General features: G+C 43.9%; 20 protein-coding genes, 1 pseudogene and 1 other annotated feature. Of the genes and pseudogenes, 4 read left to right on the forward strand and 17 right to left on the reverse strand.

Annotation, left to right across the window (positions count from 1 at the left end; translation table 11 throughout):
* Window positions 1–15: 15 nt before the first annotated feature.
* The 15 genes and pseudogenes from rpmA to NXZ84_RS07605 all read right to left on the reverse strand — a co-directional run bounded on the left by rpmA (window position 16) and on the right by NXZ84_RS07605 (window position 10,280).
* Entirely contained in the window at window positions 16–306 is a 291-nt protein-coding gene (gene rpmA, locus NXZ84_RS07535) for a 50S ribosomal protein L27 (RefSeq protein ID WP_258839654.1), read from the reverse strand.
* 12 nt (window positions 307–318) lie between these two features.
* Window positions 319–654 carry a ribosomal-processing cysteine protease Prp gene (locus tag NXZ84_RS07540; protein ID WP_258839655.1) on the reverse strand — a complete coding sequence of 112 codons (336 nt, stop codon included), beginning with the start codon at window positions 652–654 and terminating at the stop codon, window positions 319–321.
* A gap of 6 nt (window positions 655–660) precedes the next feature.
* Window positions 661–972: a 50S ribosomal protein L21 gene (rplU, locus tag NXZ84_RS07545; RefSeq protein ID WP_258839656.1), complete on the reverse strand. Its 312-nt coding sequence runs from the start codon at window positions 970–972 to the stop codon at window positions 661–663.
* Between the two features lie 14 nt (window positions 973–986).
* Window positions 987–1,064: a sequence feature (ribosomal protein L21 leader region), on the reverse strand.
* 113 nt (window positions 1,065–1,177) lie between these two features.
* Window positions 1,178–2,050: a M50 family metallopeptidase gene (locus NXZ84_RS07550; protein WP_258839657.1), complete on the reverse strand. Its 873-nt coding sequence runs from the start codon at window positions 2,048–2,050 to the stop codon at window positions 1,178–1,180.
* The gene (locus NXZ84_RS07555) at window positions 2,040–2,822 is read right to left on the reverse strand and encodes a M23 family metallopeptidase (protein WP_258839658.1); all 783 of its coding nucleotides are present in this window, start codon (window positions 2,820–2,822) and stop codon (window positions 2,040–2,042) included. The genes NXZ84_RS07550 and NXZ84_RS07555 overlap by 11 nt, the downstream gene beginning before the upstream one ends.
* Window positions 2,823–3,003: 181 nt before the next feature.
* Window positions 3,004–3,798, reverse strand: coding sequence for a septum site-determining protein MinD (gene minD / locus NXZ84_RS07560; protein WP_258839659.1), 795 nt, complete (start codon window positions 3,796–3,798; stop codon window positions 3,004–3,006).
* Window positions 3,799–3,818: 20 nt separating this feature from the next.
* The gene (locus NXZ84_RS07565; protein ID WP_258839660.1) at window positions 3,819–4,493 is read right to left on the reverse strand and encodes a septum site-determining protein MinC; all 675 of its coding nucleotides are present in this window, start codon (window positions 4,491–4,493) and stop codon (window positions 3,819–3,821) included.
* Between the two features lie 106 nt (window positions 4,494–4,599).
* Entirely contained in the window at window positions 4,600–5,277 is a 678-nt protein-coding gene (gene radC / locus NXZ84_RS07570; protein ID WP_258840361.1) for a RadC family protein, read from the reverse strand.
* A gap of 180 nt (window positions 5,278–5,457) precedes the next feature.
* Window positions 5,458–5,652 (reverse strand): zinc ribbon domain-containing protein, encoded by a 195-nt coding sequence (locus NXZ84_RS15270; RefSeq protein ID WP_483869632.1) that lies wholly within the window; start codon window positions 5,650–5,652, stop codon window positions 5,458–5,460.
* Window positions 5,653–5,702: 50 nt separating this feature from the next.
* Window positions 5,703–5,852: pseudogene (locus NXZ84_RS15275) on the reverse strand (IS200/IS605 family element RNA-guided endonuclease TnpB); the annotation flags it as partial.
* A gap of 253 nt (window positions 5,853–6,105) precedes the next feature.
* On the reverse strand, window positions 6,106–7,170 hold the full coding sequence (locus tag NXZ84_RS07585; RefSeq protein WP_258839662.1) for a hypothetical protein: 1,065 nt from the start codon (window positions 7,168–7,170) through the stop codon (window positions 6,106–6,108).
* 100 nt (window positions 7,171–7,270) lie between these two features.
* Window positions 7,271–8,128, reverse strand: a complete 858-nt coding sequence (locus NXZ84_RS07590) for a hypothetical protein (RefSeq protein ID WP_258839663.1) — start codon at window positions 8,126–8,128, stop codon at window positions 7,271–7,273.
* On the reverse strand, window positions 8,128–8,718 hold the full coding sequence (locus tag NXZ84_RS07595; RefSeq protein ID WP_258839664.1) for a hypothetical protein: 591 nt from the start codon (window positions 8,716–8,718) through the stop codon (window positions 8,128–8,130). Before NXZ84_RS07595 ends, NXZ84_RS07590 begins: the two co-directional genes overlap by 1 nt.
* A complete protein-coding gene (gene pilM, locus NXZ84_RS07600; protein WP_258839665.1) occupies window positions 8,718–9,719 on the reverse strand; it encodes a type IV pilus biogenesis protein PilM in 1,002 nt (333 codons plus the stop codon). The genes NXZ84_RS07595 and pilM overlap by 1 nt, the downstream gene beginning before the upstream one ends.
* 39 nt (window positions 9,720–9,758) lie before the next feature.
* Complete coding sequence (locus tag NXZ84_RS07605) at window positions 9,759–10,280, reverse strand: prepilin peptidase (RefSeq protein ID WP_258839666.1); 522 nt, start codon at window positions 10,278–10,280, stop codon at window positions 9,759–9,761.
* Window positions 10,281–10,768: 488 nt separating this feature from the next.
* Between NXZ84_RS07605 and NXZ84_RS07610 the strand changes: the two genes are divergently transcribed.
* Window positions 10,769–11,797, forward strand: a complete 1,029-nt coding sequence (locus NXZ84_RS07610) for a ketopantoate reductase family protein (RefSeq protein WP_258839667.1) — start codon at window positions 10,769–10,771, stop codon at window positions 11,795–11,797.
* Window positions 11,798–11,891: 94 nt separating this feature from the next.
* Here NXZ84_RS07610 and NXZ84_RS07615 read toward each other — a convergent pair whose 3' ends face one another.
* Complete coding sequence (locus NXZ84_RS07615) at window positions 11,892–12,581, reverse strand: ArsR/SmtB family transcription factor (RefSeq protein ID WP_258839668.1); 690 nt, start codon at window positions 12,579–12,581, stop codon at window positions 11,892–11,894.
* Window positions 12,582–12,650: 69 nt separating this feature from the next.
* On the opposite strand from NXZ84_RS07615, the gene NXZ84_RS07620 reads away from it, so the two are divergent.
* Complete coding sequence (locus NXZ84_RS07620) at window positions 12,651–13,124, forward strand: DinB family protein (protein WP_258839669.1); 474 nt, start codon at window positions 12,651–12,653, stop codon at window positions 13,122–13,124.
* A 40-nt stretch (window positions 13,125–13,164) separates the two neighbouring features.
* Here NXZ84_RS07620 and NXZ84_RS07625 read toward each other — a convergent pair whose 3' ends face one another.
* On the reverse strand, window positions 13,165–13,935 hold the full coding sequence (locus NXZ84_RS07625; protein WP_258839670.1) for a TSUP family transporter: 771 nt from the start codon (window positions 13,933–13,935) through the stop codon (window positions 13,165–13,167).
* A 205-nt stretch (window positions 13,936–14,140) separates the two neighbouring features.
* Between NXZ84_RS07625 and NXZ84_RS07630 the strand changes: the two genes are divergently transcribed.
* Both NXZ84_RS07630 and NXZ84_RS07635 read left to right on the forward strand, forming a co-directional pair.
* The gene (locus NXZ84_RS07630) at window positions 14,141–14,872 is read left to right on the forward strand and encodes an ABC transporter ATP-binding protein (protein ID WP_258839671.1); all 732 of its coding nucleotides are present in this window, start codon (window positions 14,141–14,143) and stop codon (window positions 14,870–14,872) included.
* A gap of 8 nt (window positions 14,873–14,880) precedes the next feature.
* Window positions 14,881–16,095: an ABC transporter permease gene (locus tag NXZ84_RS07635; protein WP_258839672.1), complete on the forward strand. Its 1,215-nt coding sequence runs from the start codon at window positions 14,881–14,883 to the stop codon at window positions 16,093–16,095.
* Window positions 16,096–16,153 lie beyond the last annotated feature (58 nt).

The raw sequence follows: 16,153 nt of genomic DNA on the forward strand, positions 1-16,153 counted from the left end.
CATTCATCCTACCATTTAAGCTTCTACGCTAACTGGGTAGATGCTCACTTGTTTTTTCTTGCTGCCGAGACGTTCAAAGCGTACAACACCGTCCGCTTTCGCATATAACGTATCGTCACCACCGCGACCTACACCCACACCTGGGTGAATCTTGGTTCCGCGCTGACGAACCAAAATGCTACCTGCAGTTACAGTTTGTCCATCTGCACGCTTCACACCTAGACGTTTGGAGATACTATCCCGACCGTTCTTTGTCGAGCCAACTCCTTTTTTCTGTGCGAACAATTGAAGATTCATTTTTAGCATGGTATCCACCTCCTACCATCGTTCATTAGAAAGTTGAATGTATGTTGGATACGATTCTGCAATGGAAACAAGGGATGAAACCATCGCCTCCATCAGTAATCGAACAGAATCCACCACTTCTTCATCCACCGTTTGCGGTATTCGACAATCGACATGACCATCACCATCATCGTCTTGGTGAACAGGAACCCCCAGCAACTCCTCGCACGCATTAGCCAATCCAATGGTGACAGCTGACACAGCTGCACACACAATATCACTTCCGTACTCGGCATACTCAGCATGTCCTGTAACCAACACGCGCTGTAAACGCTCCTGACGATCGCGATACACCGTAATGTGTATCATCGCAAATTAAGCCTCAATCGATTCAATCCGTACTTTGGTGAACGGTTGGCGATGGCCTTTTTTACGTTTGTAATTTTTTTTCGGCTTATACTTAAATACCGTAATTTTCTTACCTTTGCCATGCTCGATCACTTTCGCTGAAACTTTAGCGCCTTCTACGAGCGGGCTACCTACTGTCGTTTCACCATCTTTATTTACAAGCAATACATGGTCAAAAACTACGGATTCTTCTGCGTCTGCGGTTAATTTTTCAATATACAGTGTGTCACCTTCTTGAACACGGTACTGTTTTCCGCCAGTTTGAATCAGTGCATACATCGTCCGGGTCCCTCCTTCATCTTCAGTCTCGCCAGCCTCCAGGTGGGAGTTTGTCTCCTCTTACAACCTTGACTGAGCGGTTATTGCCGGGTAACCCCTGGTTGACTGCTTATGATACCTTGAGAGCATCAAGCAGCAATAACAAATGAATTTTAGCATATAGCACGGAAAATGTCAAAAAAACAGAGGTAAAACTATCTCTTCACTAACGGAGAAAAATCAAATCTTTCATCGTCGCCCGCGGATTTTTCTCTTGAAAATAATGTGTTAAAAGTACTTCCTCTGGTATCGTCACTTTGCCGGGATCGTCTCCATCTGTAATTCGCATACAATGATACCCTTCTTTTTTCCATCTTTTCACCACCGAAAGCAACTTCTCATCTTGTTTCACATCTACCCACACCAAAGGCGTTCGTTTGCTGCGACGACAATTGTAGCGGTGCATCAAGTGACGGATAAATTGAAAATCCTTTTGTCTGTATGCCATCCAGTTGGAGAGACCGAGGAATAATGCAATTACTAGCAAATTGAGATGAATCCCTCCTATCATCACACTAACACCGAGCAAAGCAACAGAGAGAGCAAAGCCAATCAGAATCGAATAGACGATTGATTTGCGATAAGGTAGATAATAACTGAGCACTCCCTGGAAAACACGCCCCCCATCCAACGGATAAATCGGCAAAAGATTAAACCCTGCTATGAGAGCATTACAGTAGATAAAGTAAGAAGTCCACTCTGCCGACCACCAACTGGCATAATAAAAGATAAACCCGACCAAGATCATCATTACATTGTGAAATGGACCCGCTAAAGCCACAATTAGCTCTTCTTGAGTCGAAACCGTCCCCCACTCATCTGTCTTCGCTACTCCGCCAAATGGAAGTAATTCCAATGACTCCACGCGCCAGCCAAATGACCACGCCGCCGTAATATGACCCATCTCATGGATAATTACAAGCACAAATAAGGTGATAATCTCGAGAAATCGACCCGTCACCACTGCAGACAGGATGACCACCCAAAATAAAAAGTGAATACGTATCCGCACATTGGACCAGGGCCATTTATTGTTCAAAAGGGATCACACCCGATGGGTTTTGAAACTGGTCTTCTTTTCGATATCCAAAATACAGAAGGGAGTCACCCTCCTTTTCCCCTATCACACCCACCTTCTCTTCCTTTTGTATCCAATCCCGTTCTTCAACAACAATCTCTTCTAAATGTGCATACCATGTCTCTTGTCCATCTAAATGACGTAAAATGACGGTTTTACCCAAACCCTCCTTCTCACCAGCAAAAATGACCCACCCTCTTTCAACTGCAATCACTGACTCTATTGATTGTGCACGCAAAACGAGCATCGGCTCATCAGATGCAAAGGGGCGAACCACTTCGATCTCTCCATTTAATGGCTTCCCCCAAGCTAATCCCTGTGGTTGCTCTTTCTGATCTCCCCCTGAAAAAGCGGGGATTAGCGCAGAATTTCCTTCCAAATTCTCATGATACCATCTAGCCACGCCAGTAAAGTCAAAAGGGCGCTCCATCGTCTTCTCAATCGCCATCTGCGCCTGCATACTCGCAGTCGTAGAAGTAGTGAAAATCATATACGTTAATAGAAACAACATCGACGAAAGCACGACTTGTATAAAGAACCGTTTGTATACTTTTGATCTTCCATGATTTGGCGGACGCACCCCTTGATTCCAGGGTGCAATCTCATTTCTTTTCCCTGTAGACTCCCAGCCACGGTCTGGTTTATCTTCTATAAAACGATGATGACGCCCTTGTTGTATCTGTTGAATTCGCTGTTCTCTCCGTTTTCGAATACTTTCTTTAAATTCACTCATCTTTATCACCTGCCTGTCCTTCATTTGTACAAACTTATGCTTGTACGAATAAAGGTATGACTTGGACTCTACTACGGTTAACAGGTGAAGCAAGACACTCCCATCCGCTCACATTGGAACCATAAAAAAAAGCACCCTTAAACGGGTACTTTTTATCTTAGATCATTTATGGTCGCTCTTTTCAAGCAAACCCAAACCATCGCTTCATACGGGACATCATTTTTTTTCGTTTCTCCATCATGAGTAAAGGTACGGTTTCTCCCTGGATCCGGCGCGCGATATTATGATAGGCACGTGCGGACACACTTCCATTTTTTAATACAACCGGTTCTCCTACATTACCAGCTCGAATGATATTCTCATCATCAGGCACAACCCCTAAAAGATCAACGGCAAGTACAGAAACCACTTCATCGACACTCATCATGCCTCCATCTTTTGCCATATGTTCCCGATAACGATTAATGATCAACTTTGGAGGTTGAATCGACTCTTTCTCCAGTAGCCCGATCACTCGATCTGCATCTCGCACAGAGGCATTCTCAGGAGTTGCCACTACAATCGCTTGGTCGACACCAGATACAGCGCTTTTAAAGCCATTTTCAATGCCGGCGGGACAGTCGACTAGTACATAATCAAACTGTTCTTTTAATTCTCCATTTAGCCAACGCAATTGGCTAGATGTAATCGCCGACTTGTCCTTCGATTGTGCCGCCGGCAACAAGTAAAGATTTTCACAGCGCTTGTCCCGAATCAGCGCTTGCTCTGCTGTACATTTTTTCTCTAATACATCAACCAGGTCGTAGATAATCCGATTCTCCAAACCCATCAAGACATCTAAATTACGTAGACCGATATCCGTATCTACCAAACAGACGCTTTTGCCCGTTAACGCTAATGCCGTCCCGATGTTTGCCGTCGTGGTAGATTTACCTACACCACCTTTGCCAGACGTAATAACGATCGCTTCTCCCATCATTCCCTCCCTCCCTCTCATCATAATTGTCGATAACGACTTTCCTTCCATTCCCAGTCGGGTCGCAATCGAGCCAATTGTGGCATCTTATCAACGGCAATCTGCTGATCCTGCAGATGTGCGAAGTGCATCCCTGTCTCTGTATCCTCCCATTGGTCTGGGGGTCTTGAAATCACATCGGCAATTCGTAATTGTGTCGGTCGTAATTGTGAGGCGGCAATAATGCTTGTTCCATCACCTATCGTTCCTGCATGAGCCAATCCCCTCAAAGCACCCATAACATAAATACTACCTTCAGCTTTAATGCTTCCCCCAGGGTTCACATCCCCGAGTAACATCACATCCCCGTGATGTTGCAATAACTGACCAGAACGCACTGTTCCCGTCAAAATGTGAAGGCCTGCTCCCGGCTCTAATAGATATGGGCGGCCGATCGCTTCAATCGAGCGGATGATTAAATTTTTTCTAATGGCAAACAGAGAGCGTAGCTCTATTTCTTCTTCCTTCGTAATTTGACGTCGACCTAATTTTAACATCACATGCATATCGGGTCCGTTCCATAAATTGGCACTTTGCTCTAATTTATATTTGATTTCCTCTAATATCGCAGGGAAAGGTCGTGAATCATCCAGCAGAAAATGAAGACCATCTTTTGTTCCCTTTATCACTACTGCTGGTTTTAACACTTGTCCCATACGCGTCACCTCGTCTCACCCAATAAATTCTCTATCTCTACCTTTTTTCCTGCCACAAACGCTTCTCTCAGCCGATTCGTACAAAAAAATAAAAGGGTGGCACCCCTTATGAGGATAATATCCCTTTTTCTTTCATACTATAATAAGTTTGATCTCCAATAACCACATGGTCCAACAAGGGTATTCCCAATACCTCCCCTGCCTCCGCCAAGCGGTGTGTAATCTGAATATCCTCGCGACTGGGAGTGGGATCACCACTAGGATGATTATGCAAACAGATCACAGCTGCTACACCGCGGCGTATCCCTTCTCGAAAAACTTCACGCGGGTGCACAATGGATGCATTTAATGTTCCTACGAAAATGGTCTTCTTTCCCAATATCTGATGCTTGGTATCTAGTAACAAACAGACGAAATGCTCCTGCTTAAGATACCTCATCTCTTCCATCACATAATCTGCCGCATCGTGTGGGCAGCGAATTTTATAACGCTCTTCCGGTTGAATACGTGCAATGCGACGACCCAACTCAACACCGGCTAAAAGCTGAACTGCTTTAGCTGGACCAATCCCATGAATCCCTATCAGTTCATCTAGCGTCATCTCTGCCAATCCCCGAATTCCTCCCGTTTGCACCAACACTCGATCCGCCAGACTCAGCACAGATTCATTTGTTGTGCCGGTACGTAAGAGAATCGCAATCAAGTCCGCATGGGAGGCTTGACTCGTTCCTATTGCTAAGATACGCTCACGCGGACGTTCTTCCATTGGGAGATCACGCACCATGATCGGATCGTGTTCATACACTGACAATGCTCCTCCTTGAAGGCCCTCTAGGTTCCAGTCGTAGGTGGGTGTTCCTTAAGTTGTGCGGCTCCCATGACCACGAAATTATTTGACACTCCCCACGCATGTATGCGGGGGATTCTTGGAAGCTCCCGTCTAGTAATAGGATCGACTCCAAGCTTAGACGGTCTGCCCGACCGCAGTTAATCGCAGTCCTTCTTTCAAAATGTTCAGGGAGGCGTTAATGTCTCGGTCATGATGAGCGCGACATTCTGGACAAGTCCACTCCCTTACATTGAGGTTCTTCACCTCTTTGTTTCGGTAACCACAGGAAGAGCATAGCTGACTCGAAGGATAGGATTTCCCCACCTTCACAACGCTTCTCCCATACCACTTGGCTTGATACCCGAGCAGGGTGACAGTCGATCCGTTTGCTTTTTGAAGTAGCGGGAAAAGGCATCCGCTAGGTTCTTAAGGGATCTTTGCAGAAAGGTTGAATCCACTTCCCTTAGCCATTCCAACTCTTTTTTCAATTGCGTCAATTGACGCGAGCAGGCGGGATAGGAAAGCCCCTTTTGCCACTATTATATACGGGGTGGGTCGGACTTGCGAGAGGGATGAATCCTCCCTTGTCTGACGCTCGCTTTCATCCCCACAGCTAAAGCCAGAGGTTTTCCTGCTCGCAAAGATATAAAGGTTCTCACAACATCTACAACGAATAGATCATTTTTATGTATGCTAGATGCTCCATTCATGTAGATGAGTAGAAAATGAGCTTCTAGCGTCATTTTATCAATTTCCATCGTGTGAAACAAGCAACTTACCACATTACTTCACAGAGCTGACAAATTGATTATAAGCAATCGCATACCGTAATAAACCCTCTTGCATCTGCCATAAGATTGCCTCACTGGGCGATTTTTTTAATACAAAAGCGGACTGAACCGCTTGATCCAATGCTTGTGTCATCGTCTTCATATACTCCGTCTGTTCCTCATTTAATGCCTTAAGAGTATCTTCTTGTTGTTGGATCAGAGATTGATAACCCTTTTGTAACTTCTCTTCTGCTAATTTGCTCGCAACCGCTTCCTCTCTCCCCCCCATCCCAGCTACGGTAACCTCTTCTAACATCGTAAACAATTCAATTCCAGTAAGGAGCACCGGCTCTACTTTTTGTGTCAACTCTTTCGTAGCAGAGCCTTTCAAAGATAAATCCTTTAGATAAACATCGACTTCATCTTTCTGATAATATGCTGAAAGTTTTAGCGCATCATCACGCTTCACTGAAACCCCCAGATAGATACGATATGGTTTTTGATCCGTCATCACCGCTGCCCGTCCACGACTGCGATAATCTTCTACTTTCTCCTGCGCTCCCGCAACTTCATTAAATGACCCCGCCTGTAATAGCGTCACTTGAAAAGTAGGGAGTGAGGCCATGGCTCCCCCCGCCTCTTTCTTATCCGTTGTTATATTCTTAGGCTCATTTTGCAAGTGAGCATCGATACTCTGAGATGAGGAAGAGGAAGAGTCAGTAAAAAAAAGAACCAAAATGGAATAACCTAATACTACCCCCAACAAAATAGCACTCACTACAGCGAGCAGTAACGTAACAAACGGACGTTGTGTCACTGCTTGTTTCTTGGGATACGAAAGTGAGTGTCGTGGCCCTCCCCACTCTACACTATCCGCCTCCTCAGTTTGTTGCTGATATACCAATGGAAACGGCGGTTTCTTTTGCTTTGAAACGGATGAAGGAGATTTCTTTACATCTCTTTTATCATTATCTATTCTCTTCACTATTTTTGGGGATGGTGTTTGAATCGGTCGTCTCTCTCTTTCCTTCTGTTCCCGTTTTTTCTTCGTGCCAACTGTTACTCTTGGTTGAGCCATTTGTTCCTCTCTCCCCTTCTATCAGCTATTCTCTATTACTATATGATTTAATAGAGGAGCTAGAACCAAAAAAAAGAAGCTGTACCTTGGGTACAGCCCCCTAGTCTTCATCTTTTTCATCTGTCAAATCCTCTTTTTCCTCGGTAGCAGACACATCAAGGTCAGATGAAGACACATCTTTCTCTTTTTTCTCTTTCTTATCCTCATCTCTTTCTATCTGCTTTTCTTTCTCCTCTACCTCAATCTTTTTTCCCGCTTCCGTCTCAATCTCCTGCAATTCTAACTTAGGTAGATCAAGTAATTGATCATCTTTGTACACATAAAAAGTGAGGCGAATCCGCATGCTTCCATGACCTTCTTCTTCACTGGATACAAGATAATCCCAACCTCTTACCGTTACAAGACGATCCATAGAATAATGTAGTTGCTGAAAAAGATCATCTAGCTCTTCCTCATCCGCCTCTATAAACATATCTGCCCATAGCGCCTTCATCCCCTTGGGTAATAGAGGGAGACGAATGAGATCCTCTGTCCTTTTGTCACCCTTTTCTTTTGCTTCTTGTGCAGAAAAACGCATCTCTTCTAGCTCTTCTGGAGAATCTGCAAACCGAACACCTGTCATCGTCACACCAGCTGCTGCTGTTCGCTGCTCTAACTCCACCAAGAAGTAAGATACTTGCTCCTCTAAGGGCACCTGAGTTTGTAAGCGTTCCAATTCGCTTTCCCCTAACTTTTGCGGCGCATCGCTATAGCTAGCTGACAACACCTCTTGGTGGGTTTGAATGAAACGACTCCTCTTGTGATAATTATCCTTAGCTTGATCAAGCACCATTCGTTGTTCATATAAGAAAAAGAGGGATACTCCTAGCACAACAAGCGTACTAAAGAAAAAAAAGCAGAATAAGAATCCACTAGACTTCCACCAAAGTGGATGTCGATTACGCCAGCGCTTCATCATCATTCACCCTCCCCCTCTGTCGATACTCCCTGAAGCTCATCGATCAAAGGTTGAAAACGAAAGTGGAAACGTACAATTTTCACATCTTCTGGATCTAATTTTAGATGTTTGTACACTTCTGCTGACTCAACTGCCTCAAGAGAGAAAGATGTCACAGTATTATTTAACTTCATCTTCTCTGTAAAAGAAGCGGCATCCGAATAGGAATGAAAAGCAGCCCATCCTTTCAATTCATTCTCCACAACCTGCAGCTGAAAGAGATTTGCTCCTGATGGAAGGGCAGAATCAATCAATTCAAGACCTTCTGTCCAATCTATGCGCTCTTTCATCAATTGCTCTACTCGCTCACCATAGAGATACGAAGGATCACTGGTAATCATCTCTTCATCATTGACGATCTCTCGCACAACTTTATAGTCAGCTTCGATCACTTTATTCTCCGCCTCTACTTCTTGTATAGCTACCATTTGTTTATAATAAATCCAGCCGCTCAAGACAAGAATCGTAGCTAGGAAGAGGACGATGAGGCTGATCCATAACTTATACCAACGCCGCGCCAAAGGAATAGGGGGCATTAGATCGATCCTCATTATCGCTTCCTCCTTCCCAGCGCCAATCCCAGCGGGACCGACAGTGTTGGTCCGATCCACTGCGAGGCTTTCTTCGCTACTCTTTTACTCATCATATTTTCTGGTGACGGACTGACCGATACCTTTGTATCCACCTGTTCATTCAGGTATTGTTGCAGTAGAGAAAAATCAATTCCTTCTCCGCTAAGAACCCATTCCATTATGTCTATACTATGATTCGCCTTCCACCCATCCACTATCTCTTCCAGTTGAATCAATAATCTTTCTCCATAAACTGAGATCTCTTCCTCATCTCTTACCACAGGTTTAAGCGAATCCATTTGTGGACGATAAATCTGGTCATCGTCCATGCTCACCGAAAGAGGGATTGACTTCCATTCGATCAAATTACCCTGTATGACCAGACTTATTTCTACTCTAGTCTTAGCGATCTGCAGTAACATGACATTTTCCGCCAGTTGCATATGTAGATCTAACCAGCGATAAAGACCTAGTGGCGCTAACTGCACACCTACTGGTTCTAAACCTAACCAGCCCGCCACTTCTACCCACTGCTCTACTTTCTCTTTCGATGTCATTACAAAGATCGCTTCCTGCTCACCACCATCTTCCCATACATGTCCAATCCGATGAAAATCAAAGGTAGGGTTATCAAAAGGAAGAGATAATTCTGGTAATATTTCATTTTGGAACCATTTACGCAAACGTCGGTTTCGCAACTCTGGAATGCTTTGCTTCACTATATATACATCCGAACAATTAAGAGAAAGCACTGCTTTGCGCGTGCGAAACTTTTTCTCTTTCATCCCTTCACGCATTGTCTGAATGAATGCTTCACGTTCTTGCAAATCGCCCCCATCTATCCATGTAGATGGAAATGGGTGTGCCATATACTCGATCATCCGAGATTTTAAGCGTTTTCTCTTTACTTTCACTTCTACAATTTTAACCAACGAATCTGAAAGCTCCATCGCTAGCATGTTGCGTGTAAACCACCCCATGCTCATACTCCTTCTTTCGTAAAATTATCTTTCATTCTATTACCCCACTAATAAGCGCCAATAAGCTTGCAACAAAAACTCTCCCCATATATAAGCAAGTAGAGAGCCTGCGGCGAGATGGGGGGCAAAAGGAATAGTGCGGGGAGCTTCGTGCACGCTCCCTATCATCAGATAAATACTCCACAACCCTCCGCATATTACAGCAGTCATTATCGCTACAGTGATAGATGGCCATCCAATAGCAAACCCTGCTACCCCCATCATTTTCGCATCCCCCCATCCCATTCCTCCATCACTGAGTACAATAATGATCACAATGATGCAGAACCCTGCAAGCATTCCTAGTAGATAGGATCCCCAGGTAGATTCGGGATAGAGAAGACGAACACTTATTAATACTAACAACCCACTCGCTGTAAGCCGGTTAGGAATGAAACCCGACCAACAATCCGTACATACACATGTCATTAAAAAAGTAACAAAGCATAATGAGATCACTAATTCATAAATGGAGGTTGTATAATAAGAGACCATCATACTACTACCCACCATTAGTATCATGATCATGCCTCCACTGGGAGATCGAACATGTACACACTTTGCACACCGGGTCGATACGAGCAAATGTTTACTCTCCCCCAAACTAACATTACAGTGACGGCAGACCCCTCCATACTCTCGTGATTGTAACATAATGAATGAAAGAGATGGAAGAAAAACTCCCACAATCACTCCCCATAGTAAACCGAAGTATAAAGTGGTGATAGACACAATCACACCCCTTCGCATCCATTTTGGTTCATACCATACGTTGGAAACTGTTGTGTCATCCTCTCTCTCTACTTTACTAAAAAAGGGTGTGCAGGAAAATAGGACACGAAAAATAAATATTTTAACCTCATATCTTTACTGACGTATACCTCCCTCCAAAAGTTGCAAATTCCTATATTCATTTATTCGTGTCTAATGCAAGAGTGTGATCATTGCGATATAATCAACCCATATCGCAATGATCACATTCGTTATAAAGGAGTGTAGAGACTAAACCTATGAATAAAAATGTTGTTATCGTGGGAGCAGGTGCTATCGGAGGTACATTAGCAGCTTGGATCAGTCCACACCATCCCTCTACCTATGTATTAGACCGCGGAGTTGTGGCAGAAGCAATCAAAACAAATGGTATCACCACTTATCTGGGTGGAAAAGAAGCTGAAAAACAGACCGTACGGGTAAACAGCATCGATGATCTTTCACAGATAGAAGCGATTGATATTCTCATCATCGCCGTCAAAACCTACAGCTTGGAGGCTGTCTGTCAAGCTATTAGAGAAAAAATCGAAGGGGAGCCTATTGTAGTTGCCCTCCAAAATGGGATAGAAAATCAGGACATTCTTCCACGCTACTTTAAGCGCATCCTATACGGAGTAATCGGTTATAACGCATGGTTAGATCAGCCCGGCACCATCGGCTATCAGCATAAGGGACCTTTCATTCTCGGTACCCCTACCAATGACCTACGACTCGAGCTGAATGAAGTCTCTACCCTTTTTAATCAAGGTGTCGAAACGATCATTACCACACATTTACAAGATGCTGTCCACTCTAAAATCATACTCAACTTAACCAATTCCTTCACTACCCTAGTTGGCCATAAACATAGAGAAATATCTGATTTTAAACTTTTTAAGAAAATACTAACAAACATTCTCGTTGAAGGAATTGAAATTGTTCAAGCGAATGGCTACAAAGAATGTCAGCTTGGCGATATGCCTTCGTGGCGAAAGATGAAGGCAACCGTACAACTTCCACAAATATTGACTAACGGAATCTTTCGTAGGAACATGAAAAAAATGGTTATTAGTAGTATGGGACAAGATATCCTCGTGCGTGGCAACTCAGATTCCGAGTTAGAGTCTATCAATGGCTACATGATTCAACTCGCCGATCGCAAACAGTTGGCGGCTCCCTATAATCGCGCCATCTATGCACTTTGTAAAGAAGAGTTTAGTAAGCCTTCCTTTAAACCACTGAGCGAAGAACAAGTATGGGAGTATCTCCAAAGCTTTCAGAAGGCATAAGAAAAATAGAAACCGCTTTCATTAAGATGAGCACCTCTTCAAAGAGAGACCAATCAGCCCCACATCACTAGCTGGTTGGTCTCTCTTCTTTTGGTCAGTTGGTTTCAATATGAAAGAAGCGCTGCAACTCTATCTTCCCTCTCTCTGTCACCACTACTGCTCGAGTGTTTTCACATTTAACCAACCACTTTTGTGAAAAGCAGTGTTCAGCTATTGCCCATCCGAACCATCCTGCCATATGTTCACGACGTTCACTCCAATCCAAGCACGGCTTTAAAAATATACGCCTGCTCTTGTGCCCTTCTTCCCACTGGATCCCGAGCTGTAAACACCACTTTGTTCCCGCCGGGGTCAAAACGTACTCTTCTTCCCTTCTCTCTATCCTTTTTAGACCTAACAGAGAATCGAAAATCTTCACTCCTAATTCACCTGCAAGATGGTCATAACATGTCCTGGCATAGCAAATTTTTTTCATTTTGTCCGATTGATGCAAGGAGCGGATTTCTACAGGTGGTGCAATCGTCCCCAATTTCTCTAACACTTCTGCAATCTCAATTCCCGCGAGAGAATAATAGCGATGCCTCCCCCTCTTTTCCACTCTCAATAATTTACCTTCAACCAATTTAGATAAATGAGAGCTCATTGTAGGATGTGAAACGCGCGCATGATAGGCCAGTTGACTGGCTGGTAATGATCTCCCGTCTAATAAACAATCCAAGATGATAGCTCGTGTCGGTTCAGCAATTAATTTTGCTATATAAGCAATATCAGGATATACATTCATATTTCGATGATACCCTAAATCAACTTGATCTACAATTTACTTATAGCCACTTAACAAAGGAGAATGAGTATGAATGCTATCGATGTATGTATACTGAATCTGGAGGAAACGAGAAGGAGATCACACAAACTATGGCGCTCGTTACCTGATGAATGGCTTGGCTGGAGACCTGATCAAGGTGCCTTCTCTTTTGGAGAGATGATCCGTCATGTATGGCGAGCCAGTTATAATTATCATCGTATCTTGCTTCATGGCGGCTCACCTATAAATGCGGGCGACCCTCCCTTTGATCAGCAGCCGATTCAATCTGTCGAGGGAGAAATCGCCCTGTCACAACCTTATTTTCAAGAATTTCTTACCTATGTTCGTTCACTCTCTGAAAGCGACCTAAACAGTATCCTAATCAAACGTGAAGACGCAGGTTATGAACGTCACCTCGGCGATATGATATTACGTATTGCTTATCATGATTCTGTTCATACAGGACAGTTTTTACAATACCTCCGGATGGCTGGTTTAGAGCGCCCCCGCATTTGGGATTAATATTAGCGTGGGAGAGTTTAATTCTAAACCCTCTCACGCTTTACATGCTTGTTAGATAATCCCATAAGCCTTTTCCAATAAAAATGACTGTTACCGAGACAAACAACGCTTTCACATATGCCGCACCCTTTCGAATGGCAAGATTGGAACCAATCGCTGCTCCTATCACCATCGCTATCCCCATGGGAACGCCATAACCGAAATGAACCGAATCAAAGTAGATAAAAGCGATCAACGCTGCCAGGTTACTACCAAAGTTTAAAACCTTTGCATTCCCCGCCGCTTCTACAAAGTCAAACCCGAGTAACAAAAAAGAAAAAATCAAAAATGAACCTGTTCCGGCCCCCAAAAAACCATCATAAAATCCGATTATCATTGCTGCCAAGCCGATAAAGATGGCTAGTTTCCTCGTCATCACTGTAAAGGTAGATTCACTCCCCCAGCGCTTGCTCATCACTGTATAAATAGTGACACCTACTAGCAGAACCAAAATTAATGGCTTTAAAACTGCAGAAGAGATTAATTGAACAACATAAACACCGACTGCAGAGCCGACCACAGCCAGTGGAAAAAGCATAAGAACCAATTTTTTATTAATCTTTCCTGATTTTAAGAATGAGAGGGTACTCGTTAATGCCCCCATCGTACTCGCTAACTTATTGGTTCCTAAAGCAAGAGATGGCGGCAGACCGGTAAAAAGTAAAGCGGGAATAGACACGAGCCCACCACCCCCCACGACCGAATCCACAAAGGCGGCTAAAAACCCTGCGGCAATAAGAAACAGTAAAATCTCCAGGCTCATATTTTCCATTTATGCTGCTTCCTCTCTAGTTGAAATCCAAGTTTGTTGTATTCTCTCAGTTAGTCTAAATATGGTTAGATTATAACCTAGTTGCTGTTTGCCCACTAGGTTATAATCTATGATTTGAACCTCCCTAGACAAGCCCTCCTTTCATCGCATACAATAAACACAGTATGGAATCTGTTCCCACACAGAGAGAGAAAGGGTGCATCTGATGTTACACGTAAATCAATTGGTAGGAGGCTACCAATTACATAAGCCTGTAATTCATGACATTTCATTTACAGTACGTCCCCATGAAATGGTCGGAATCATCGGTCTTAATGGTGCCGGTAAAAGTACAACGATCAAACACATATTGGGACTTCTCAATCCTTCTTCTGGAGAAATAACCCTCGACAATGTGGCGCTTGGAGAAGATCCTGTACGATATCGCTCCAGCATGGCCTATATACCTGAAACGCCCCAACTATATGACGAGCTCACCTTGATGGAACACTTGGAACTAACAGCTCAAGCATATCAAATAGATCAACAAGCTTTTGCTGAGCGTATCCCTGCTCTCCTTGAAACCTTTCGCATGACCAAGCAAGCCAAATGGTTCCCAGGAGTTTTTTCAAAAGGCATGCAGCAAAAAGTTATGATCTTGTGTGCATTTCTTGTACAACCTTCACTCCTAATTGCCGATGAACCTTTTGTCGGACTAGATCCCCTGGCGACACAAGCTCTGCTCGATCATTTTGTCGCGATGAAAGAAGCCGGAGCAGGAATTCTTCTTTCCACTCACATCCTTTCTACAGCAGAAAAATATTGTGATCGCTTCGTTCTCCTGCATGAGGGTCGGGTTCAGTTGCATGGAACATTAGCTCAAATGCAAGCTCAAGCCGGCCGAACTAATGCAAGCTTAGACGAGCTCTTTCGCATGGTCACACAGGGTGAGGGGTGAACGCAACCATGAATATTAACGCTCTTTACCGCCAACGACTCCTCCAAGCTTGGAATAAGCGGCTTGGCTACTTTCGCTTGATCGCACAAGGACTCGGCGTCCTTCTCTTAGGTGCTATGCTACTGTTCACCCTACCTGAAAAACATCCACTCCTTTATCTACCGGACGTTTTTCCACCTTTCTTAACCGTACCGCTCTTCCTTACACTGCTTTATACTTTATGGTTAAGCTATGTTCCTATCCGTACTTTCCTGCTCCAACCAGATCTTACTTTCTTATTGCCTGCAGAAGATCGTATGCGTCACTACTACCGTTCCAGTATTACTTATAGTGCAACCATACATATGATTGTAACGGTTGTCATCAGCTTATTGCTCTCCCCACTTTACCTACAATACATCAGCGATACCATAAATATGTGGTTTGTTCTCTTATGGATCTTGCTCTTAAAAGGGTGGAATTTTTATCAGTATGGAGAAGACTTACAACACCTTCATTCTCCATGGTTTCGTCCACACAGAGTGGTTATCAATCTACTCTTTACCGCCCTTCTTTTTTATCAAATCTATCTAGGTCTCATTGTTTCGATTCCGCTACTCGCCCTCACCATTTGGCTTGAGCTGCGAAATCGCAAAAAACGTTTTCCCTGGCGTACATTGTTACAAAAAGAGGAGAAGATGACAGCTCGTAACTATAGTCTTGCTGCTCTCTTTGTTGACATCCCGCACGTACATGCAAAAGTAAAGCACCGAAAATGGCTGATTGCCCTTATCGGATGGCTACCTCTATTTAAACGACCTTTTCTATATCTCTACCTACGTACGTTTTTCCGTACTAATGAACTATGGGACATGTATCTACGTCTTGTTATTGTGACCGGTCTACTCTTGTGGTGGTTAGATCATCCGTATTTAGTAATTACGATCTATCTCCTCAGTCTGTATGCGACTAGCTTACAACTTCCTACCGTCATTCGTCCTTATCGAGAACAGATCATGATCCACCTCTACCCTGTACTAACAACGGAAAAGCGCAACAGTTTTGCATGGTTTTCCTATCTCGCACTCGGTGGGCAAGCACTCGTGTTAGCTCTTTTTCAATTGTTCGAAGGCAAGCTACCTCTTCTGCACGTAGCTGCCCTTGGTGGCATTGGACTCGCGTTAAGCTATGTACTCAGTTTTCACTGGTTGCCTAAACGTCATCTACAAGATGCTCGACCCTAACACATCCTTGTCTCCTCTTCTCTCTTTTTTAGCTAGCAGCTTTAGAAAGGATGGTTAT

This window comes from Mechercharimyces sp. CAU 1602, assembly GCF_024753565.1.
Taxonomy (GTDB): domain Bacteria; phylum Bacillota; class Bacilli; order Thermoactinomycetales; family JANTPT01; genus Mechercharimyces.